The 20246-nt window shown below is 64.0% G+C and carries 17 protein-coding genes and 2 pseudogenes; 10 read left to right on the forward strand and 9 right to left on the reverse strand.

Going from position 1 to position 20246, the window contains the following annotated elements:
- Window positions 1–47: 47 nt before the first annotated feature.
- The 3 genes from ACIPZ8_RS09485 (at window position 48) to ACIPZ8_RS09495 (ending at window position 2971) form a co-directional block, all read left to right on the forward strand.
- Window positions 48–1304: an OprD family porin gene (locus tag ACIPZ8_RS09485; protein ID WP_400721921.1), complete on the forward strand. Its 1257-nt coding sequence runs from the start codon at window positions 48–50 to the stop codon at window positions 1302–1304.
- A 159-nt stretch (window positions 1305–1463) separates the two neighbouring features.
- Window positions 1464–2387 carry a LysR family transcriptional regulator gene (locus ACIPZ8_RS09490; protein WP_400721924.1) on the forward strand — a complete coding sequence of 308 codons (924 nt, stop codon included), beginning with the start codon at window positions 1464–1466 and terminating at the stop codon, window positions 2385–2387.
- Window positions 2388–2458: 71 nt separating this feature from the next.
- The gene (locus ACIPZ8_RS09495; RefSeq protein ID WP_400721927.1) at window positions 2459–2971 is read left to right on the forward strand and encodes a DUF962 domain-containing protein; all 513 of its coding nucleotides are present in this window, start codon (window positions 2459–2461) and stop codon (window positions 2969–2971) included.
- Here the strand turns inward: ACIPZ8_RS09495 and pcaC are convergent.
- From pcaC to pcaR, 7 genes are all read right to left on the reverse strand, one after another.
- Window positions 2968–3360 carry a 4-carboxymuconolactone decarboxylase gene (pcaC, locus tag ACIPZ8_RS09500; RefSeq protein ID WP_085675148.1) on the reverse strand — a complete coding sequence of 131 codons (393 nt, stop codon included), beginning with the start codon at window positions 3358–3360 and terminating at the stop codon, window positions 2968–2970. The genes ACIPZ8_RS09495 and pcaC overlap by 4 nt on opposite strands.
- 10 nt (window positions 3361–3370) lie before the next feature.
- Window positions 3371–4162, reverse strand: coding sequence for a 3-oxoadipate enol-lactonase (gene pcaD / locus ACIPZ8_RS09505; protein ID WP_400721930.1), 792 nt, complete (start codon window positions 4160–4162; stop codon window positions 3371–3373).
- 11 nt (window positions 4163–4173) lie between these two features.
- Window positions 4174–5526, reverse strand: a complete 1353-nt coding sequence (locus ACIPZ8_RS09510) for a 3-carboxy-cis,cis-muconate cycloisomerase (RefSeq protein WP_400721933.1) — start codon at window positions 5524–5526, stop codon at window positions 4174–4176.
- A gap of 9 nt (window positions 5527–5535) precedes the next feature.
- Window positions 5536–6825, reverse strand: a complete 1290-nt coding sequence (locus ACIPZ8_RS09515) for an MFS family transporter (protein ID WP_400721936.1) — start codon at window positions 6823–6825, stop codon at window positions 5536–5538.
- Window positions 6826–7044: 219 nt separating this feature from the next.
- The gene (gene pcaF, locus ACIPZ8_RS09520) at window positions 7045–8250 is read right to left on the reverse strand and encodes a 3-oxoadipyl-CoA thiolase (protein ID WP_205524627.1); all 1206 of its coding nucleotides are present in this window, start codon (window positions 8248–8250) and stop codon (window positions 7045–7047) included.
- Between the two features lie 152 nt (window positions 8251–8402).
- Window positions 8403–9746, reverse strand: a complete 1344-nt coding sequence (locus tag ACIPZ8_RS09525) for an MFS transporter (RefSeq protein WP_400721939.1) — start codon at window positions 9744–9746, stop codon at window positions 8403–8405.
- A 292-nt stretch (window positions 9747–10038) separates the two neighbouring features.
- Window positions 10039–10914, reverse strand: coding sequence for a pca regulon transcriptional regulator PcaR (gene pcaR, locus ACIPZ8_RS09530; RefSeq protein ID WP_400721942.1), 876 nt, complete (start codon window positions 10912–10914; stop codon window positions 10039–10041).
- Window positions 10915–11373: 459 nt separating this feature from the next.
- On the opposite strand from pcaR, the gene ACIPZ8_RS09535 reads away from it, so the two are divergent.
- Entirely contained in the window at window positions 11374–11574 is a 201-nt protein-coding gene (locus tag ACIPZ8_RS09535; RefSeq protein ID WP_027917930.1) for a hypothetical protein, read from the forward strand.
- Between the two features lie 315 nt (window positions 11575–11889).
- Entirely contained in the window at window positions 11890–13362 is a 1473-nt protein-coding gene (locus ACIPZ8_RS09540; protein WP_400721945.1) for an inorganic phosphate transporter, read from the forward strand.
- Window positions 13363–13414: 52 nt separating this feature from the next.
- On the opposite strand, the gene ACIPZ8_RS09545 is transcribed toward ACIPZ8_RS09540, so the two are convergent.
- Window positions 13415–14890 carry a helicase HerA-like domain-containing protein gene (locus tag ACIPZ8_RS09545; RefSeq protein WP_400721948.1) on the reverse strand — a complete coding sequence of 492 codons (1476 nt, stop codon included), beginning with the start codon at window positions 14888–14890 and terminating at the stop codon, window positions 13415–13417.
- A 166-nt stretch (window positions 14891–15056) separates the two neighbouring features.
- Between ACIPZ8_RS09545 and ACIPZ8_RS09550 the strand changes: the two are divergent.
- The 5 genes and pseudogenes from ACIPZ8_RS09550 to ACIPZ8_RS09570 form a co-directional block, all read left to right on the forward strand.
- A pseudogene (locus ACIPZ8_RS09550) lies at window positions 15057–16073 on the forward strand (cache domain-containing protein); the annotation flags it as partial.
- Window positions 16074–16334: 261 nt separating this feature from the next.
- Window positions 16335–16931 (forward strand): annotated as a pseudogene (locus ACIPZ8_RS09555) (methyl-accepting chemotaxis protein); the annotation flags it as partial.
- A 197-nt stretch (window positions 16932–17128) separates the two neighbouring features.
- Window positions 17129–18250 carry a glycosyltransferase family 4 protein gene (locus ACIPZ8_RS09560; protein WP_400721951.1) on the forward strand — a complete coding sequence of 374 codons (1122 nt, stop codon included), beginning with the start codon at window positions 17129–17131 and terminating at the stop codon, window positions 18248–18250.
- A complete protein-coding gene (locus tag ACIPZ8_RS09565) occupies window positions 18243–19007 on the forward strand; it encodes a DUF2334 domain-containing protein (RefSeq protein ID WP_400721954.1) in 765 nt (254 codons plus the stop codon). Before ACIPZ8_RS09560 ends, ACIPZ8_RS09565 begins: the two co-directional genes overlap by 8 nt.
- Complete coding sequence (locus tag ACIPZ8_RS09570; RefSeq protein WP_400721956.1) at window positions 19004–19996, forward strand: lysylphosphatidylglycerol synthase transmembrane domain-containing protein; 993 nt, start codon at window positions 19004–19006, stop codon at window positions 19994–19996. The genes ACIPZ8_RS09565 and ACIPZ8_RS09570 overlap by 4 nt, the downstream gene beginning before the upstream one ends.
- On the opposite strand, the gene ACIPZ8_RS09575 is transcribed toward ACIPZ8_RS09570, so the two are convergent.
- Window positions 19902–20132, reverse strand: a complete 231-nt coding sequence (locus ACIPZ8_RS09575) for a hypothetical protein (RefSeq protein ID WP_400721958.1) — start codon at window positions 20130–20132, stop codon at window positions 19902–19904. The two genes, ACIPZ8_RS09570 and ACIPZ8_RS09575, sit on opposite strands and share 95 nt — an antisense overlap.
- Window positions 20133–20246 lie beyond the last annotated feature (114 nt).

Genomic DNA, 20246 nt, shown 5'->3' on the forward strand with positions numbered 1-20246 from the left:
TCCTGCAGCGCAGCGGTTCGCCCATAAAAACAAGAGATTTACGACAGATGAGCACTTCGCAACCCGCACGCCAGCTGCTGCCCGGCCTGTTGGCCATTTCCTGCGCCCTGCCTGCATACGCCGCCGACAATGGCGGGTTCATGGAGGACGCCAAGGCCAGCCTCAACCTGCGCAACTTCTACATCAACCGCAACTTCGTCGACCCGGCCTACCCGCAAGGCAAGGCCGAAGAATGGACCCAGAGCTTCATCCTCGATGCCCGCTCCGGGTTCACCCAGGGCACCGTCGGCTTCGGCGTGGACGTGCTGGGCCTGTACTCGGTCAAGCTCGATGGCGGCAAAGGCACCACCAACACCCAGCTGCTGCCGGTGCATGACGACGGCCGCCCCGCCGACGACTTCGGCCGCCTGGGCGTGGCCTTGAAAGCCAAGCTGTCCGAGACCGAACTGAAAGTCGGCGAATGGATGCCGGTACTGCCGATCCTGCGCTCGGACGACGGCCGCTCGTTGCCACAGACCTTCCGCGGTGGCCAGCTCACCTCGAAAGAGATCGAAGGCCTGACCCTGTATGCCGGCCAGTTCCGCGGCAACAGCCCGCGCAACGACGCCAGCATGGAAGACATGTCGCTCAATGGCCGCGCGGCCTTCACCTCCGACCGCTTCAACTTCGGCGGCGGTGAATACACCTTCAACGAAAAGCGCACCATGATTGGCCTGTGGGACGCCCAGCTCAAGGACATCTACCGCCAGCAGTACCTCAACCTGTTGCACAGCCAGCCGTTGGGCGAATGGACCCTGGGTGCCAACCTGGGCTACTTCTGGGGCAAGGAAGATGGCGCGGAACGCGCCGGCCAGCTGGACAACAAGACCGCCTCGGCAATGCTGTCAGCGCGCTACAAGGGCAACACCTTCTACGTCGGCCTGCAGAAGGTCAGCGGTGACAATGCCTGGCTGCGGGTCAACGGCACCAGTGGTGGGACCCTGGCCAACGACAGCTACAACTCAAGCTTCGACAATGCCAAGGAGCGCTCCTGGCAGGTACGCCACGACTTCAACTTCGTCAGCGTCGGTATTCCCGGCCTGACCCTGATGAACCGCTACATCAAGGGCGACAACGTCACCGCCGGCGGCGTGACAGACGGCAAGGAATGGGCGCGGGAGACCGAGCTGGCCTATGTGATCCAGTCCGGCACCTTCAAGGACCTGTCGGTGAAATGGCGCAACTCCACCATGCGCCGGGACTTCAGCACCAACTCGTTCGATGAGAACCGGTTGATCGTGAGCTACCCGCTGAATCTGCTTTGAATGCGCTGGCCTCTTCGCGGCTGTAGGAGCGGCTTTAGCCGCGAAGAGGCCAGCTGCCGTTAAATAATTAAAAGGAATAAATAAATCAATAAACCTTCTTTGACGATATATTAAGTAACCGCTTAAATCGAGCCCTGTTTCCCGCCGCAGAGCCTCGACATGGACCTTCGCCAACTGCGCTACTTCATCGCCCTCACCGAATACCGCAGTTTCGTCCGTGCCGCCGAAGCCATGGGCATCACCCAACCCGCCTTCAGCCGGGCCATCCAGGGCCTTGAACACACCTTCGGTTGCCCCCTGGTCGACCGCGCCAGCAAAGCCCTGCCCCCGACCCCGGAAGGCCTGGTCGTGCTGCAGCACGCCCGCCGCCTGGTGCAAGGCGCCACTCAGCTGAGCAACGAAGTGCTACAGATGACCAAGCTCGACGCCGGTGAACTGCATTTCGGCAGCGGCCCGGCCCTGGCCGTGCGCCTGGTCCCGCAAGCGCTGCAACATTTCATCGCCAGCCACCCCGGCATCCGTACGGCGCTGGTGGTGGACAATGCCGAGCGCCTGGGCCAGGCCCTGCGCCGCGAGCAGATCGAGTTCTTCGTCGATGACATCCGCCCCTTCGAAGCCGACCCCAACTTCCACACCGAACCGCTCACGCCGCGCCCCGGGCTGTTCTTCTGCCGCCCCGGCCACCCGCTGCTGACCAAGGACAGCCTGTCGACCAACGACCTGTTCGCCTACCCCTTGGCCAGCGCCCTGCTCGCCCCTGGCGTGCGCAAGCGCCTGGCCAACCTGAGCGGGCGCAGCGACTTCATCCCGCACCTGCAGACCGAGCACCTGGCGGTGTTGCGCAGCGTGGTGCTGGCCAGCGATGCCGTGGGCACGGCCAGCGAAGAAGCCGTGGCCGACGACCTCGCCAGCGGGCGCCTGGTGCGCCTGCACTGGCGCAACCTGCCACCGGCCCTGGAGATCCTGAGCGTGCGCTGTGGGGTGGTGAGCCGCAGCGGCTACCGGTTGTCACCGGCGGCACGGGCGATGATCGAGACCCTGGTGGGGCTGGATGCACCAATGCGCGCTGCTGCCATTCGCTGAACTGATGATGGTGGTGACTGCGGGCTATTCTCAGCTATATCGAGCCATCGGCCACCCAGGGAGGAACAACAATGAAAAACCTCGTCGAGCACCTGAGCCAATACGCCAACTACCACCGTGACCCACGCAACATCGCCACCCACTTCGTCGGCATTCCGCTGATCGTCGTCGCCGTCACGGTGCTGCTGTCCCGCCCGGGCTGGGACCTGGCCGGCATCTGGCTATCCCCCGCCCTGCTCGCCGCTGCCGCTGCCGTGCGGTTCTACCTGCGCCTGGACCTGCGCTTCGGTCTGGTCATGGGCCTGCTGCTGGGCTTGTGCCTGTGGGTCGGCCAGGCACTGGCCACGCAGTCCACCGGCCTGTGGCTCAGCGCCGGGCTGGGGGCGTTCGTGGTGGGCTGGATCATCCAGTTCGTCGGGCATCATTACGAAGGCCGCAAGCCGGCGTTCGTCGACGATATCAGCGGGCTGATCATCGGCCCGCTGTTCGTGGTGGCTGAAGCGGCATTCATGCTGGGCCTGTGCCCGGCATTGAAACAGGCCGTGGAGGCCAATGCCGGGCCAGTGGCCATGCGCGGGGTTTAACCGCGCGATTCTACGCCCAGCTCATCCCAGACCGACTCGGCCATGTGGAAGGTGGCATTGGCTGCCGGAATACCGCAATAGATAGCGCTCTGCATCAGCACTTCCTTGATCTCGTCGCGGGTCACGCCGTTGTTGGCCGCCGCACGCAGGTGCAGCTTGAGCTCGTCGTTGCGGTTCATGCCGATCAGCATGGCAATGGTGATCAGGCTGCGGGTGTGACGCGGCAGGCCTGGGCGGGTCCAGATGTCGCCCCAGGCATGCCGGGTGATCATTTCCTGGAACTCGCCGTTGAAGTCGTTGAGCTTCTCCAGGCTGCGGTCCACGTGGGCATCGCCCAGCACCGCGCGGCGAACCTGCATGCCAGCGTCGTAACGTTGTTTCTCGTCCATGGCCAATTCCTCAGCGAGCCAGCAGGAAGTCGAGCACGCGGCGGCTGAATGCCTCGCCGATCTCGACGTTGGACAGGTGCGCCGCCGGGAACTCGGCGTAGGTGGCACCGATGATACCGGCCTGCATGAAGCGGCCATGCTCAGGCGTGGTGACCACGTCTTCGGTACCGGCGACGATCAATGTGGCCACCTGGATGCGGCCCAGTTGCTCACGGAAGTCGGCGTCACGCACGGCCGCGCAGTTGGCGGCATACCCTTGCGGGCTGGTCTGCGCCAGCATCTGGCAGATGCGCTGGGCCTCTTGCGGCTGCTGCTGGGCAAACGCCGGGGTGAACCAGCGGGCGATGGAGGCATCGCGCAGGTCGACCATGGCTTGCTGGCCGCCCTTGAGCACGGTGTCGATACGGGTGTTCCACACTTCGTCGTTGGCGATCTTGGCCGCGGTGTTGCACAGGGTCAGGCTGTGCAGGCGCGCGCCGGCATGGATACCCAGCCACTGGCCGATCAGGCCACCCATGGACAGGCCGACGAAGTGCGCGTGCTGGATGTCCAGGGCGTCGAGCAGCGCCAGTACATCCTGGCCCAGTTGCTCGATGCTGTACGGGCCTTCAGTGACCTGCGAAGCGCCGTGGCCACGGGTATCGTAGCGCAGCACGCGGAAGTGTTCGCTCCACAGCGGAATCTGGCTGTCCCACATGCCCAGGTCGGTACCCAGCGAGTTGGACAGGACCAGCACCGGCGCATCGGCCGGGCCGTCGAGTTGATAGTTCAGTACGCCATCGGCCAGTTGCAAGTGCGCCACAGCGGTCTCCTTCAGGCAGTCAAACGTTGATGTTCAGCCACGGCGCGCGCCACCCAGACGCGGGCCTGGCCGAGGTAATGGGCAGGGTCGAGCAGGCGGTCGAGTTCTTCCGCGCTCAGTTCGGCACTGACCTGCGGCTCGTCACCCAGCACGGCGCGCAAATGGCGCTGTTCGGCCACGGCCCGCTGGCAGCACTGCTCCAGCAAGTGGTGGGCACGGTCACGGCCCAGGCGCTGGGCGAGCACGATGCTGACCGCTTCGGCCAGCACCAGGCCTTGGGTCAGGTCGAGGTTGCGGCGCATGCGCTCGGCATCCACTTGCATGCCTTCGGCAATCACCTGGGCCTGGCGCAGGGCGCCAGAGACCAGGCAGCAGATGTCCGGCAAGGTTTCCCATTCGGCATGCCACAGCCCGAGGCTGCGCTCGTGCTCCTGGGGCATGGCGGCGAACAGCGTCGAAAGCAGGCCGGGTACGCGGGTAGCGGCGCCAATCAGCACCGCGGCACCCACCGGATTGCGTTTGTGCGGCATGGTCGAGGAACCGCCCTTGCCCGGCGCGGAAGGCTCGAACACTTCACCGGCTTCGGTCTGCATCAGCAGGCTGACATCACGGCCGAACTTGCCCAGGCTGCCGGCAACCAGGCCCAGCACCGACGCGAACTCCACCAGGCGATCACGCTGGGTGTGCCAAGGCTGCTCGGGCAAGCTCAGCTTGAGTTGCTCGGCCAGCGCTTCAGCCACCGGCATGGCTTTGCTACCCAGGGCCGCCAGGCTTCCGGAAGCACCGCCGAACTGCAGCACCAGCAGACGCGGGCGCAATTCCTGCAGGCGCTGGCGGTGGCGGGTCAAGGCACCAAGCACACCTGCCAGCTTCATGCCCAGGGTGACTGGCGTGGCATGTTGCAGCCAGGTGCGGCCAACCAGCGGTGTGTCGGCATGCTGCAAGGCCTGGCGCGCCAGGGTCTCGGCCAGCTTGCCAAGGTCGGCTTCGATCAGCGCCAGCGCATCGCGCAACTGCAGGATCAGCCCGGTATCCATCGCATCCTGACTGGTGGCGCCCAGGTGCACATAGCGTTCGGCTTCGGGCACACCACTGGCGATCACCTTGCCCAGCGCCTTGACCAGCGGGATCGCCGAGTTGCCGGCGGTGGCGATGGCATCCGCCAGGGCGCGCACGTCATAGCGCTCGGCCTGGCAGGCCGCCTCGATGGCCGCCACGGCACTGTGCGGCACCAGGCCGGCCGCAGCCTCGGCACGGGCCAGCGCGGCCTCGAAGTCGAGCATGCCCTGCAGGCGGCCGCGGTCGGAGAACACGTCGCGCATGGCCGGCGCGGTGAAGTAGGCGTCGAACAGTTGGTTGCTCATGCAACGTCCTTAATCATCGTGGTGCAGGTATTCCGCCTGCTTCGGCAGGCGCAGGCTGAACAGGAAGGCGATCGCCATCATGGCCGTCACGTACCAGTAGAAGGTGTTTTCCATGCCCAGGGTCTTCAGGCCCAGGGCCACGTACTCGGCCGAGCCACCAAATGCCGCGTTGGCCACCGCGTAAGCCAGGCCCACGCCCAGCGCACGGACCTGCGGCGGGAACATCTCGGCTTTCACCAGGCCGCTGATCGAGGTGTAGAAACTGACGATGCCCAGGGCCAGGGTGATCAGCACGAAGGCCATGAACGGGCTGCTCACGGTCTTCAGCGCCATCAGCAGCGGTACGGTAAAGATCGTGCCCAACGCACCAAACAGCAGCATCGAGTTACGCCGGCCGATGCGGTCGGAGAGCATGCCGAAGAACGGCTGCATCACCATGTACAGGAACAGCGCGCCGGTCATCACGAAACTGGCGGTCTTCGCAGGCATGCCTGCCGTGTTGACCAGGTACTTCTGCATGTAGGTGGTGAAGGTGTAGAAGATCAGCGAGCCACCGGCGGTGTAGCCCAGCACGGTGATGAACGCTGCGGTGTGGTTACGGAACAGCCCTTTGATGGTGCCGGCGTCCTTGTCCTTGCGGGTTTCGGCGCTGCTGGTCTCGTGCAGCGAGCGGCGCAGCATCAGCGAGATCAGTGCGGCGATGGCGCCGACCACGAACGGAATGCGCCAGCCCCAGGCGCGCAGCTCTTCCTCGGTCAGCAGCTGTTGCATGATCACCACCACCAGCACCGCCAGCAACTGGCCGCCGATCAGGGTCACATACTGGAACGACGCGAAGAAGCCGCGCTGGCCGCGCAGGGCCACCTCACTCATGTAGGTCGCGGTGGTGCCGTACTCGCCCCCCACCGACAGGCCCTGGATCAGCCGCGCGAGCAACAGCAGCGCCGGTGCCCAGGCACCGATGCTCGAATAGGTCGGCAGGCAGGCGATCATCAGCGAGCCGAAGCACATCATCAGCACCGAGATCATCAGGGAATTCTTGCGGCCATGGCGGTCGGCCAGGCGGCCGAAGATCCAGCCACCGATCGGGCGCATCAGGAAGCCTGCAGCAAATACACCGGCCGTGTTGAGCAGCTGCACGGTGGGGTCGTCGGAGGGGAAGAAGGACGCGGCGAAGTAGATTGCGCTGAAGGCATAGACGTAGAAGTCGAACCATTCCACCAGGTTGCCGGAAGAGGCACCGACGATGGCGAAGATGCGTTTACTGCGCTCTTCACCGGTGTAATAGGTTGAGGTCATGACGGTTTTACTCCTGGAGGGGTCCTAGGTAAGTCTAGACATACCTAGTAACACACTCGTTCCGCTTACAGGCTGGCAATTGGCCTTGTGTCGTAAGTGCCGGCGTCTTCGCGGGACAAGTCGGATCGCCGCACCGCCGCTCCTACAGGGGCAGCGTGGTTCCCTTGTAGGAGCGGCGGTGCGGCGATCCGACTTGTCCCGCGAAGAGGCCGATACAGGTCAAACCCGCTCGATAGCCAACGCCAGGCCCTGGCCGACGCCCACACACATGGTCGCCAGGCCCTTGCGCCCGCCACTCTTCTCCAGCTGGTGAAGCGCAGTCAGCACCAGGCGCGCACCGCTCATGCCCAGCGGGTGGCCCAGGGCGATGGCGCCGCCGTTGGGGTTCACCTGCGGCGCATCGTCGGCCACACCCAGCTCACGCAGCACTGCCAGGCCTTGGCTGGCAAAGGCTTCGTTGAGCTCGATCACATCGAAATCATTCACCGCCACACCCAGGCGCTCGGTCAGCTTGCGCACCGCCGGCACCGGGCCAATGCCCATGACACGCGGGGCAACACCGGCACTGGCCATGCCCAGTACGCGGGCACGTGGGGTCAGGCCGTGTTTCTTCACCGCCTCGGCCGAGGCCAGGATCAGTGCGGCGGCACCATCGTTCACGCCGGAGGCGTTGCCCGCGGTGACGGTCTTGTCCGGGCCGTTGACCGGCTTGAGCTTGGTCAGCGCTTCGAGCGTGGTCTCAGGGCGCAGGTGTTCGTCACGCTCGACGATGGTTTCGCCCTTCTTGTGAGCGATACGCACTGGCACGATCTCTTCGGCGAAGAAACCGGCAGCCTGGGCCGCAGCAGCCTTCTGCTGGCTGCGCAGGGCAAAGGCGTCCTGGTCAGCGCGGGAAACCTGGTAGTCGTCAGCCACGTTGTCGGCGGTTTCCGGCATGGCGTCGACGCCGTACTGGCTCTTCATCAGCGGGTTGATGAAACGCCAGCCGATGGTGGTGTCTTCCAGCTTCATGTTGCGCGAGTAGCCGCTTTCGGCCTTGCCCATGACGAACGGCGCACGCGACATCGACTCGACGCCGCCGGCAATCACAAACTCCATTTCGCCACTGGCAATGGCACGGAAGGCAGTGCCAATGGCGTCCATGCCCGAGGCACACAGGCGGTTCAGGGTCACGCCCGGGACGCTCTCTGGCAGGCCAGCCAGCAGCAGGGCCATGCGCGCGACGTTGCGGTTGTCTTCACCGGCCTGGTTGGCGCAACCGAAGAACACTTCGTCGAGCTGGTCCCACTGTACCGACGGGTTGCGTTCGATCAGTGCCTTCAGCGGAACAGCGGCCAGGTCGTCGGCGCGCACGCCGGCCAGGGCGCCGCCGAAACGGCCGATCGGGGTGCGGATGGCGTCACAGATAAATACTTCACGCATCAGGCTTCTCCTGCCAGGGGTGCTACGTTGAGCCCAGATTAAGGAGACAGGGGGGTCGCTTACAATTCGATAATCGACTAAATGTGCGGTTATCGAACAAAATGTTGCCCTGCTATCCATCTCCGCTTGTGGGGCCTTTGTGCGGCCCCACCTGATCACGTCGCGTCGGCGTGGCTCACCAGCCCTTTGACGATCACGCCCACCGTCGCCAGCGCCGCCGGCACCAGCAATGCAGTCAGTACCTGCTCGAAATTCCAGCCCAGGCCCAGCAGCGTCGCACCGCTCCAGGCCCCGAGAATCGCGCCGAAGCGGCCGATGCCCAGCATCCACGATACGCCTGTGGCGCGACCTTGGGTCGGGTAGAAACGAGCGGCCAGCGACGGCATGGCCGACTGCGCGCCGTTGACGCACATGCCAGCCACCAGCACCAGGGTGGCAAGCAGGGTGATGTTGCCCAGGCTCTGGCCTACGGCGTAGGCAAACACCCCGGCCAGCAGGTAGAAGATGCCGATGACCTTGTGCGGGTTGAAGCGGTCCATGGCCCAGCCTACCCCTACGGCGCTGAGCACGCCGCCGAACTGGAACAGCGCGCCGATGAACGCCGCCTGCTCCATGCTCGCGCCGCTGTCGCGCATCAGTGTTGGCAGCCAGCTGGTCAGCAGGTAGACGATCACCAGGCCCATGAAGTAGGTCAGCCACAGCAGCACCGTGCCCAGGCCATAGGTCCCGGAGAAGATCACCGCAAACACGTTGCGCGCAGCCACGGCCTTCTGCTCCGGTACGCTGAAGCTGGCCGCCTGCGCCACCACCGCCGGCGCGATCGGCGCCAAGGTCCTGCGCACCTTGTCGTTACCGCGGTTGCGCACCACCAGGAAGCGCGCCGATTCCGGCAGCCAGACCAGCAGCACCACGGCCAGCAGCAGCGGCAGCACGCCACCGATCACCAGCAGGCTATGCCAGCCATAGGCCGGGATCATCTTCGCCGAGATGAAACCACCACCGGCCATACCCAGGTTGAAGCCGCAGAACATGCTGGTCACCAGCAGCGACTTGAGGCGTTCCGGGGTGTATTCGGACAGCAGCGTGGTGGCATTGGGCATCCCCGCCCCCAGCCCCAGGCCAGTGAGGAAACGCAGCACCAGCAACTGGTCGACGTTGCCGGCATAGGCCGAAGCCAGGCTGAAACCACCAAACACCAGCACCGCACCGACCAGCACGCCCTTGCGCCCGAAACGGTCGGCCAGCGGCCCGGAACCCAGGGCACCGAATACCATGCCGATCAACGCAGCGCTCATCACCGGGCCAAGGCTGGCACGGTCGATGCCCCACTCTTGCGACAAGGCTGGGGCAATGAAGCCCATGGCTGCTGTATCGAGGCCATCGAGGAAGACAATCAGAAAGCAGAGGATCACCACGCGCCACTGATAGCGCGACAGCGGTTGTTCATTGATGAACGACTGGACGTCGAGCGTATTCCCGACAGAGTGTGGTTGGTTCATTGTTGTTATCCAGAAAGGGGGCACGGTCGGGCCACTGCACCTGGGGTAACAGTACAGGGCTTGAATAGCGATGAAGTGCGGCCTGAATCAGCCTGGATACAACGGTACTGCGAACGGGTGCGGCCGCGGCAGTCGAGTGACAGTGGTCATGGGATGCGCCTCTTATATTTTTCTTGTATCGGTCGGCAGAGCCGACCGTTGCGAGAGACATTAATCAGCGATTGCGGGAGGCGCAATTGACCCGGAGCGACACTGTGCGTTTATCGAACAGGAAACAGTGTCGCCCATGCCGTCAACCGAACAACTGGTGGCAAAGGTCGCGACTGGCCGCCAGCAGGATCGGCAGGAAGCGCTGTTCAAGCTCGCTGCGCGTCACCCGCCCGACATGGGTGCTCACGTTCAGCGCCGCCAGCACCTGCCCGGACGCATCGTAGATGGGCACGGCGATCGAGCGCAGCCCCTGCTCGAGTTCCTGGTCGACCACGCACCAGCCCTGCTCCCGCACCTGCTGGATACAGGCGAACAACGACTCGGGGTCATTCAGGGTACGGCTGGTGCGCGCCTTGAGGTCGGCGCGATCGAGGTATTCGCGCAGGCTGGTGTCGTCCATCGCCGCCAGCAGGATGCGCCCCATGGACGTGCAATAGGCCGGCAACCGCCCACCAACCGAAAGGTCGACCGAAATCAGCCGCTCGACCGTGGCCGAACGGGCTATATAAAGGATGTCGTCGCCTTCGAGGGTGGCCATGTTGGCAGCCTCGTGCAACTGGTCGCTGATGCGGTCCAGATAGGGCTGGGCCGACACCGCCAGCGGCGTCGACGACAGGTAGGCATGGCCCAGGGTCAGCACCTTCGGCAACAGCGAATAGGTGCGCCCGTCAGTGGTGGCGTAACCCAGCTTGATCAGCGTGTGCAGGCAGCGCCGTACAGCGGCCCTGGGGATTTCGGTGCGGTGGCTGATCTGGGCAATGGTCAGGTGGCGCTTGCGCTCCTGGAAGGCCTGGATCACCGCCAGGCCACGCGCCAGGGAGGTCATGAAGTCAGGGTCACCGGTAAACGCCTGAATGCGCTTGGCCGGCGAGGCCACGATTGGCGGTGCCAGTGCGGGTGCGCTCGGGCGCGACACCTCTGGGTTGGCAGAATCGTTGGCCGTGGTTTCGTCGTTCATCGCTCACCTCAAAAAAATCGCTGGCTCGTGCGATTATCGAACGAACGGCCGATAATCGCAATTGACCGCCGACAAATTTACTTATACCTTTCTCCTGCCACATGTGGCTTCTTTGGAGAGACTGGTCAGGTACCCACCGTAGAAGTCCCCAGGCAACGGCCTCGCCTCGTGCGGGGCCGTTTTATTTGCGCCTTGCGGTAAAAAGACAGTGAACGCTTCCAGGTGCTGTTTGCTCAAAGTTTGTACAGGCCGCCTGTGGTCTTGAAACTTTGCACGCTATTACATAAATATCCCTGTTTGGCGATTTACCGATTGCTATAATCGATTCCGCTGGCCCGGATCGACACTCCGGCAATGCAAATACTGGCCCGGCTTTCATCCGCCAACCAGCACGGCGTGTGCATGGGCAACTAGCACCTGCATGCAACACCAGCCACTTCTACTCATTCAGGTATTACTGTGACGAAAGATGAACTGCGCGCGGAACTCGAGCGCCAGGCAGAACGTTACAAGGAAGTTTACGGTGGTGAAGTCACCACCTATGCCGCGCAACCGGAACCGGAACGCAAGCCCTGGCGCAAACGCGCCACTGTTCAGGACCAGGCCTTCAGCCAGGAACTGGAAAAAATGGAAAAGGAACTGCGCAGCGAGCAGCCCTGAGCTGCCTGTTGCACTGCCATCACGTCGCGGGCCAGGCGCCCACGACGCGGCTGATCTTTACCGAATGGCCGAGGATGAAATGGAATTACACAAATTTCATACAACCGTTTGAAGCGTTACGACGCCAGGGTTTTTCCAGAAATTTAACGGATTTTTGGCGATTTCCTGATTTTTAACGGAACTTTTTCCGCCAGATCACGTCTGCTGCTGGGCTGAGAGAGCGCTCACAAAGCTGCCATCGGTCAGCAGTGGGTGCATCGATTGCCAAGGTTTTCTGGCATAATCCCGCCCCCCTATGACCGCCAGACAACCTTCATGATCGATTTATTCAGCGGACTGGATGCCTGGGTATTGGTGAGCCTGCTGCTCGCCCTGACCTTCGTGCTCGCATTCGAGTTCATCAATGGCTTTCATGACACCGCAAACGCGGTAGCCACCGTCATCTATACCAAAGCCATGCCACCACACCTGGCCGTGTTCTTCTCCGGGGTGTTCAACTTCCTCGGCGTTCTGCTCGGTGGTGTCGGGGTGGCCTACGCCATCGTGCACCTGCTGCCGGTCGAACTGCTGATCAATGTGAATACCGGGCATGGCCTGGCCATGGTCTTCTCGTTGCTGGCCGCGGCCATCACGTGGAACCTCGGGACCTGGTACTTCGGCATCCCCGCTTCCAGCTCGCACACCCTGATCGGCTCGATCCTCGGTGTGGGCCTGGCCAACGCACTGATCAACGACATTCCGCTGGGCGATGGCGTCAACTGGCAGAAGGCGATCGACATCGCCATGTCGCTGGTGGTCTCGCCAATCGCCGGCTTCGCTGTCGCTGCACTGGTGCTGGTCGGCCTGAAATGGTGGCGCCCGCTGTCGAAGATGCATAAAACCCCGGACCAGCGCCGCAAGCTCGACGACAAGAAGCACCCACCGTTCTGGAACCGCCTGGTCCTGGTGATTTCGGCCATGGGCGTGAGCTTCGTGCACGGATCCAACGATGGCCAGAAAGGCATCGGCCTGATCATGCTGGTGCTGATCGGTATCGTTCCGGCCAAGTTCGTCCTCGATCTGAACAGCACTACCTACCAGATCGAGCGCACCCGTGATGCCACCCTGCACATGAGCCAGTTCTACCAGCGCAACGCCGCCACCCTGGGCGAGTTCCTGGCACTGGGCAAGGCCAAGTCGACCGACTTGCCGGAGCAGTTCAGCTGCAACCCGCAGCAGACCGAACCGACCATCGCCGCCCTGCAGTCTTCGCTGCAAGGCGTGACCGACTACCACGCGCTGGATGCAGAAAAGCGTGTCGAAGTGCGCCGCTACCTGCTGTGCCTGGACGACACCGCGAAGAAGGTCGGCAAGCTGCCTGGCCTGGACGCCCGTGAAAAGGCCGACCTCGAGAAGCTGCGCAAGGACCTGACCGCCACCACCGAATACGCCCCGTTCTGGGTGATCGTAGCCGTCGCCCTGGCCTTGGGCCTGGGCACCATGGTCGGCTGGAAGCGTGTGGTGCTGACCGTCGGCGAGAAGATCGGCAAGCAAGGCATGACCTATGCCCAGGGCATGTCGGCACAGATCACCGCGGCCTGCGCCATCGGCTTGGCCAACGTGTTCGCCCTGCCGGTGTCGACCACCCACGTGCTGTCGTCCGGCGTTGCCGGCACCATGGTCGCCAACAAGAGCGGCCTGCAAGGCGGCACCGTGAAGACCATCCTGCTGGCCTGGGTACTGACCCTGCCGGCCTCGATGGGCCTGGCGGCCGGCCTGTTCTGGCTGGCGTCCAAGGCACTGGCCTGAGCGATTGTGCTGTACTGAAAAAGGCGCCCCAGGGCGCCTTTTTCGTGGGTACTTACCTTTTCTTGCCACCCAGCAACGACCCCATCAACCCACGCACCAACTGCCGCCCCAACTGATTGGCCGCCTGGCGTACCGCCGACTTGATCGCCTGCCCCGCCGCACTCTGCAAAAACTCACCCGCCTTGTCAGTGAAACTCTCTTCGTCCGCCTTTGGCACTGGCGCCGGCTCCGCTGGCTCTCCTTTGCGCTGGGTCAGCATTTCATACGCCGACTCCCGATCAATCGCCTTGTCATACCGCCCCAGCAAAGGCGAAGCCGCTATCAACGCGCTGCGCTCAGCCGCACTCAACGGCCCGATCCGTGACTGCGGTGGTGCGATCAATACCCGCTGGACCATCGCCGGCGTGCCCTTGTCTTCCAGCGTGCCGACCAACGCCTCGCCAATCCCCAGTTCGGTCAGCACCGCCAGGCTGTCAAACGCCGGGTTCGGGCGGAAGCCATCAGCCACGGCCCTGAGCGACTTCTGCTCTTTGGCGGTGAAGGCGCGCAGGCCGTGCTGGATACGCAAGCCCAACTGGGCCAGCACGCTATCGGGCAGATCGCCCGGCGACTGGGTGACGAAATACACGCCAACCCCCTTGGAACGGATCAGCCGCACCACCTGCTCCAGGCGGTCCTGCAGTGCTTTCGGCGTGCCGTTGAACAACAGATGTGCCTCATCGAAGAACAGCGCCAGTAACGGTTTGTCGGCATCACCGCGCTCCGGCAACTGCTCGAACAGCTCAGCCAGCAGCCACAGCAGGAAGGTCGCGTACACCTTCGGCGCCTCATGCACCAGCCGGCTAGCGTCGAGCAGGTGGATACGCCCGCGGCCATCGACATCCGGCCGCAACAGGTCCTCCAGTTGCAGCGCCGGCTCGCCAAACAGCGCCTCGGCACCTTGCTGCTCAAGTGTTGCCAGCCGGCGCAACAGGGCCTGGGTCGAGCCGGTAGTCATCAACGCGCTGTCTTCACCCAGCAGTTGCGGGTTGTCCTTCAGGTGCGCCAACAAGGCCTTGAGGTCTTTCAGGTCGAGCAGCAGCAAACCTTCGCGATCCGCCACCTTGTATGCCGCATACAGCGCGGCTTGCTGGCTGTCGGTCAACTCCAGCAGGTTGCCGAGCAGCAACGGGCCCATTTCGCTGAGGGTGGTACGCAACGGGTGGCCGGACTGCCCCGCCACATCCCAGAGCGTTACCGGATAGGCTTTTGGCGTATGCCCGAGCCATGGCATGCCAGCGATCCGCTCGGCCACCTTGCCTTGTGGCGCACCTGCCGCCCCTAGGCCGCACAGGTCACCTTTGACGTCTGCCGCGAACACCGCCACGCCAGCATCGCTGAACACCTCCGCCAGGTGCTGCAGGGTCACGGTCTTGCCGGTGCCGGTAGCACCGGCGACCAGGCCGTGGCGATTGGCCAGGCGCATGGCTTGCTGCACTGGCTGACCGCTCGGGTCAGCGCCTACAACTATGGTCGAAGTATCCGACATCTCTCTAATCCCCCGCTCAAGCTTTGGCTTAATTCGGCCGATACCTTTGGGTGATATTCGCCTTAATAGACAGGAGCAACCGAAAAAGGACTTTTCGGGATGTTGCACTGTTTGCAGCGATACCGTGCGAACGCCCGATAAAAACCTTAGCGGAACCGATTACGCCATGAACAAAAACCTGCGTTTCAGCCACAAGATTCTTTTGGCTGCGTCATTGATCGTGATACTCGCCTTCAGCCTGTTCACCCTTTACAACGATTACCTCCAGCGTAATGCGATCCGCGAGAATCTGGAGAATTATCTGGCTGAAATGGGCGAGTCCACTTCGACCAACATCCGCAACCTGTTCGATGGCCGTATCAAGCTGGTGGAAAACCTGGCGCAGAATATTGCCCAGCAACCGGCCAACGCCGAAACACTGATGGGCCAGAATGCCCTGATCTCGAGCTTCCTCACGGTCTACCTGGGCAAGGTCGATGGTGGTTTCAGTGTACGCCCGGACGCCAAGATGCCCGATGGCTACGACCCGCGTAGCCGTCCCTGGTACAAGGACGGCATGAACGCCCAGGGCGCGATTCTTACCGAGCCGTACATCGACCTGACCACCAACAAGATGGTCATCGGCATCCTCAGCAAGGTGTCCGCCAGCGTCGGCGTGGTCGGTGGCGACCTGGCGCTCGACGGCCTGGTGCAGATCATCAATTCGCTGAACTTCGGCGGCATGGGTTATGCCTTCCTGGTCAACGACCAGGGCAAGATCCTGGTCCACCCGGACAAGGAACTGGTGATGAAGTCGCTGTCGGACCTGTTCCCGCAGCAGACGCCGAAACTGTCCGGCGAGCTGACCGAAGTCGACGCCAACGGCCAGGCTCGCCTGCTGACCTTCACCCCGATCAAGGGCCTGCCCTCGGCCAACTGGTACATCGGCCTGTCGGTGGACAAGGACAAGGCCTTTGCCATGCTCAGCACCTTCCGCACTTCGGCGGTGATCGCCACCCTGGTGGCGGTGGTGATCATCATCGGCCTGCTCGGCCTGCTGATTCGCGTGCTGATGCAGCCGCTGCACACCATGACCCGCGCCATGGAAGACATCGCCGAAGGTGAAGGCGACCTGACCAAGCGCCTGAGCATCCACAACCACGACGAGTTCGGCATTCTCGGCAAGGCCTTCAACCGCTTCGTCGAACGTATCCACGGCTCGATCCGCGAAGTGTCGTCGGCGACCGAGCAAGTCAACGAGGTGGCCCTGCGCGTGATCAGCGCCTCGAACTCGTCGATGGCCAACTCCGACGAGCAGTCCAACCGCACCAACAGTGTCGCTGCGGCCATCAACGAACTTGGCGCCGCCGCCCAGGAAATCGCTGGCAATGCCGCCCAGGCCTCGCAGCACGCCAGCTCCGCGCGCCTGCTGGCCGAGGAAGGCCAGCAGGTAGTGGAGCGCAACATCGCTGCGATGAACCGCCTGTCCGACCTGATCGTCACGTCGAGCGCGCACATCGAGACGCTCAACAGCAAGACCGTGAACATCGGCCAGATCCTCGAAGTGATCACCAGCATTTCCCAGCAGACCAACCTGCTGGCGCTCAATGCCGCGATCGAGGCGGCCCGCGCGGGTGAAGCCGGGCGTGGTTTTGCCGTGGTCGCCGACGAAGTCCGCAACCTGGCGCACCGTACCCAGGAGTCGGCGCAGCAGGTGCAGAGCATGATCGAAGAGCTGCAGGTGGGTGCCCGCGAGTCGGTCGATACCATGGGCCAGAGCCAGCGCCACAGCCAGGACAGCATGCAGATCGCCAACCAGGCCGGCGAGCGCCTGGACAGCGTGACCGTGCGTATCGGCGAGATCGACGGCATGAACCAGTCGGTGGCCACCGCCACCGAAGAGCAGACCGCCGTGGTCGACTCGATCAACATGGACATCAACGAGATCAACATGCTTAACCAGGAAGGTGTCGAGAACCTGCAGGCCACCCTGCGCGCCTGCTCGGACCTGGAGCAGCAGGCCACCCGCCTGAAGCACCTGGTCGGCAGCTTCCGCATCTGACCGTCAGACCGCGTCGCCTGCTTCGCGGCTGAAGCCGCTCCTACAGGATTGTGGAAATCCCTGTGGGAGCGGCTTCGGCCGCGAAGAATCCACCACCGCCCTCCCGCCCAACCCCGACCGAACAAACTATCCTTGAGGAAGGTCAACCTTTAGGCGCGTCATCGCCAGATGACACACCCGAAGACGATCCCGGAGGGATGCTGATCGTGCACATCGCCGACATCACCATGTTCTACGCCCCGGCCAGCGGCGGCGTGCGGACTTACCTCGACGCCAAACACCATCGCCTCGACGCCCTGCCGGGCGTACGCCACAGCCTCCTGATCCCCGGCCCCAGCGCCAGCCATGCCGATGGCATCTACCTGGTTCCCGCCCCGCCCCTGCCGTTCGGCAAAGGCTACCGCTTCCCGGTGCGCCTGGCGCCCTGGTGCAACGTGCTGCGCCGCCTCAAGCCCGACCTGATCGAAGTCGGCGACCCCTACCTCACCGCCTGGGCGGCACTGGAAGCGCGGCGCAAGCTCGACGTGCCGGTGATCGGCTTCTACCACTCCGACCTGCCGCTGCTGGTGAGCAACCGCATGGGCAACTGGTTCACGCCCAATGTCGAGGCCTATGTCAGCAAGTTGTATGGCAATTTCGACCGGGTGCTGGCTCCCAGTGTGGTGATGACCGATAAGCTGCGCCGCCTGGGGGTGCGTGACGTGCATGTGCAGCGCCTGGGCGTCGACCTGCAGACCTTCCACCCCGACCATCGCGACCCACACCTGCGGGCCCAGCTGGGCATCGCCGATACCAGCCGGCTGCTCATCTATGCCGGGCGCGGTTCTCGGGAGAAGAACCTGCCGGTGCTGCTCGAATGCATGCAACACCTGGGGCGCCCCTATCACCTGCTGCTGGTCGGCTCGAACATGCCGGCCAGCGTGCCGGAGAATGTCAGCGTCATCGACCAGTTCCGCCCACCGCAGGAAGTCGCCCGCCTGATGGCCAGCGCCGACCTGCTGGTGCACGCCGGTGACCAGGAAACCTTCGGCCTGGTCATCCTCGAGGCCATGGCCAGCGCCACTCCGGTGGTCGCCGTACGTGCGGGGGCCTTCGGCGAGATCGTCAACGAACACTGCGGGCGCCTGTGCCGGGCCAACGACGGCCAGGCCATGGCCCTGGCCGTTCGCGAAGCGTTCGAGGACGGGGTGCGCAAGCTCGGCGCCCAGGCCCGCCAACATGTGGAACAACATTATTCATGGGACAACGTGGTGACCGGCCTGCTGCAGCACTACCAGGCAGTGCTCGGCCACCAACCGCAGGTACGCGCCCATGGCTGAGGCCGGCGGCAACTCGGGCAGCCTGATGCTGGTGCTGCACGATATCGCGCCTGAAACCTGGCCGGACTACCAGCCGTTCGTGCAAGCCGTGGACGAGATGGGCAACGTACCGATGACCTGGCTGGTGGTGCCGGACTTCCATCACCGCAACGCGCTGACCCGCTCGCCGACCTTCTGCCGCCTGCTCGAACGGCGCCTGGCCCGGGGTGACGAACTGGCGCTGCACGGTTTCTACCACGCCGACGACGGGCCCACGCCACGCAGCCTTGGCGAATATTTCATGCGGCGTATCTACACTCACGAAGGCGAGTTCTATGCCCTCGACCAGGCGCAAGCCCTGCAGCGCCTGGAGCAAGGGCTGGCCTTGTTTGCCGGGCAAGGCTGGCCGGTGGCCGGTTTTGTCGCCCCGGCCTGGCTGATGAGCCAAGGCACGCGACAGGCACTGAGCCAGCTGCCGTTGCGCTACACCAGCACGCCCCAGCATCTGTACCGCCTGCCGGACTTCACCGCGTTCGAGGCGCCGGGGCTGGTGTGGAGCGCACGCAGCGCCTGGCGCCGGGGGCTGTCGAGGGTGGTCTGCGACTGGCAGTGCCGGCGCTGGCGTACAGCAGACACCCTGCGCCTGGGCTTGCACCCGGTGGACATGCGCCACCGCTCTGCGCGCAACTACTGGCTGCGCACCCTCGACAACCTGCTGCTGCAAGGCCGCGAGCCGCTGACCAAGTCGGCCTGGCTGGAGCGCCAGGTGATCGCATGAACCGCCTCGGCTGGCTGGCCGTGACACTGGCCGGTGCCTTGCTGGTGCCGGCGCTGCTCGGCGGCAAGGAACTGCTGCCCAGGTTGTCGGCCTTCGACACCAGGCTGTTGCTGACCCTGCTCGGCATGATCCTGCTGTGCTGGGTGATCAATGCCATGCGCCTGCGCCTGCTGCTCGGCGAGCAAGCAACACAGCTTGGCCGTGCGCGCAGCCTCGGCGTGGTGATGGCCACCGAGTTCGCCATCTGTACCACCCCAGGCGGCAGCGGCGGGCCGATCACCCTCATGGCCCTGCTCGCCCGTGACCGCATCGGGCCGGCACGCAGCGGCGCGGTGTTTGCCATGGATCAGCTGAGCGACCTGCTGTTCTTCTTCTGCGCAATGCTGGCGATTGCCGGTTATGCCCTGTTCCACAGCCTCGGGCGCAGTCAGCAAAGCATGCTGCTGGGCAGCGCATTGTTGCTGTGCGCCGCCCTGGCCATGATCGTCGTGCTGCTGCGTTATCGGCGGGCCGTGATGCGCTTCAACGGGCGCCTGCTGCAACGCCTGGGCATGCCTGGCAAACGCAGACGCCGCTGGGCCCGCAAGGCCCTGCACTTCATCGACGCCCTGGCACAGACCTGGCAGTTGCCAAAACGCACGCTGGCGCTGGTGTTCGCCCTCACCTGCCTGCACTGGAGCCTGCGCTACAGCGTGCTGTACCTGGTACTGCAGGGCCTGGGGGTGGAGCTGTCGTGGATCCCGAGCTTCCTGGTGCAGATGCTGTCGCTCAGTGCCGGCCAATTCAGCCTGCTGCCCGGTGGTGCCGGTGCCGCCGAGCTGACCTCGGCCAGCCTGCTGACACCGCTGGTGGGCAGTTCGACCGCCGCAGCGGCGATCCTGATCTGGCGGGCGATCACTTACTACTTTTATCTGCTGGCGGGTGGGCCGGTGTTTGTCTGCCTGCTGGCGCGTCCGCTGCTGGAGCGCTGGCGGCGTCAGGCGGGTTGAGCTGGCGCCACAATTCGGCGGCCTCGGGGAAGTCGGTGCCGTCGTCGTCGCTCAGGGCTTCGGGGTCGTAGCGGGCCAGGCAGCCTTCGCCGAGGGTGGCCGGGGGTGAGGCGGTGGGCTGATTACGCTTGGCCATGAGTTGCATCCGTTAGCGGAGGGTGCTTTGCGCCCCTTTCGCGACACAAGGCCGCTCCTGCAGGAGAGCGCAATTTCCTGCAGGAGCGGCCTTGTGTCGCGAAAGGGCTGCGCA

Source organism: Pseudomonas sp. NPDC089422 (assembly GCF_044749405.1).
GTDB lineage: Bacteria > Pseudomonadota > Gammaproteobacteria > Pseudomonadales > Pseudomonadaceae > Aquipseudomonas.

Excerpts from the sequence above, each read along its gene's own strand:
- ACIPZ8_RS09575 (WP_400721958.1), bottom strand. The coding sequence starts at position 20,132 with ATGGCCAAGCGTAATCAGCCCACCGCCTCACCCCCGGCCACCCTCGGC.
- ACIPZ8_RS09545 (WP_400721948.1), bottom strand. The coding sequence starts at position 14,890 with ATGTCGGATACTTCGACCATAGTTGTAGGCGCTGACCCGAGCGGTCAG.
- ACIPZ8_RS09540 (WP_400721945.1), top strand. The coding sequence starts at position 11,890 with ATGATCGATTTATTCAGCGGACTGGATGCCTGGGTATTGGTGAGCCTG.
- ACIPZ8_RS09560 (WP_400721951.1), top strand. The coding sequence starts at position 17,129 with ATGCTGATCGTGCACATCGCCGACATCACCATGTTCTACGCCCCGGCC.
- ACIPZ8_RS09485 (WP_400721921.1), top strand. The coding sequence starts at position 48 with ATGAGCACTTCGCAACCCGCACGCCAGCTGCTGCCCGGCCTGTTGGCC.
- ACIPZ8_RS09510 (WP_400721933.1), bottom strand. The coding sequence starts at position 5,526 with ATGAGCAACCAACTGTTCGACGCCTACTTCACCGCGCCGGCCATGCGC.
- ACIPZ8_RS09515 (WP_400721936.1), bottom strand. The coding sequence starts at position 6,825 with ATGACCTCAACCTATTACACCGGTGAAGAGCGCAGTAAACGCATCTTC.
- ACIPZ8_RS09525 (WP_400721939.1), bottom strand. The coding sequence starts at position 9,746 with ATGAACCAACCACACTCTGTCGGGAATACGCTCGACGTCCAGTCGTTC.
- ACIPZ8_RS09565 (WP_400721954.1), top strand. The coding sequence starts at position 18,243 with ATGGCTGAGGCCGGCGGCAACTCGGGCAGCCTGATGCTGGTGCTGCAC.
- pcaR (WP_400721942.1), bottom strand. The coding sequence starts at position 10,914 with ATGAACGACGAAACCACGGCCAACGATTCTGCCAACCCAGAGGTGTCG.
- ACIPZ8_RS09490 (WP_400721924.1), top strand. The coding sequence starts at position 1,464 with ATGGACCTTCGCCAACTGCGCTACTTCATCGCCCTCACCGAATACCGC.
- ACIPZ8_RS09495 (WP_400721927.1), top strand. The coding sequence starts at position 2,459 with ATGAAAAACCTCGTCGAGCACCTGAGCCAATACGCCAACTACCACCGT.
- pcaC (WP_085675148.1), bottom strand. The coding sequence starts at position 3,360 with ATGGACGAGAAACAACGTTACGACGCTGGCATGCAGGTTCGCCGCGCG.
- ACIPZ8_RS09570 (WP_400721956.1), top strand. The coding sequence starts at position 19,004 with ATGAACCGCCTCGGCTGGCTGGCCGTGACACTGGCCGGTGCCTTGCTG.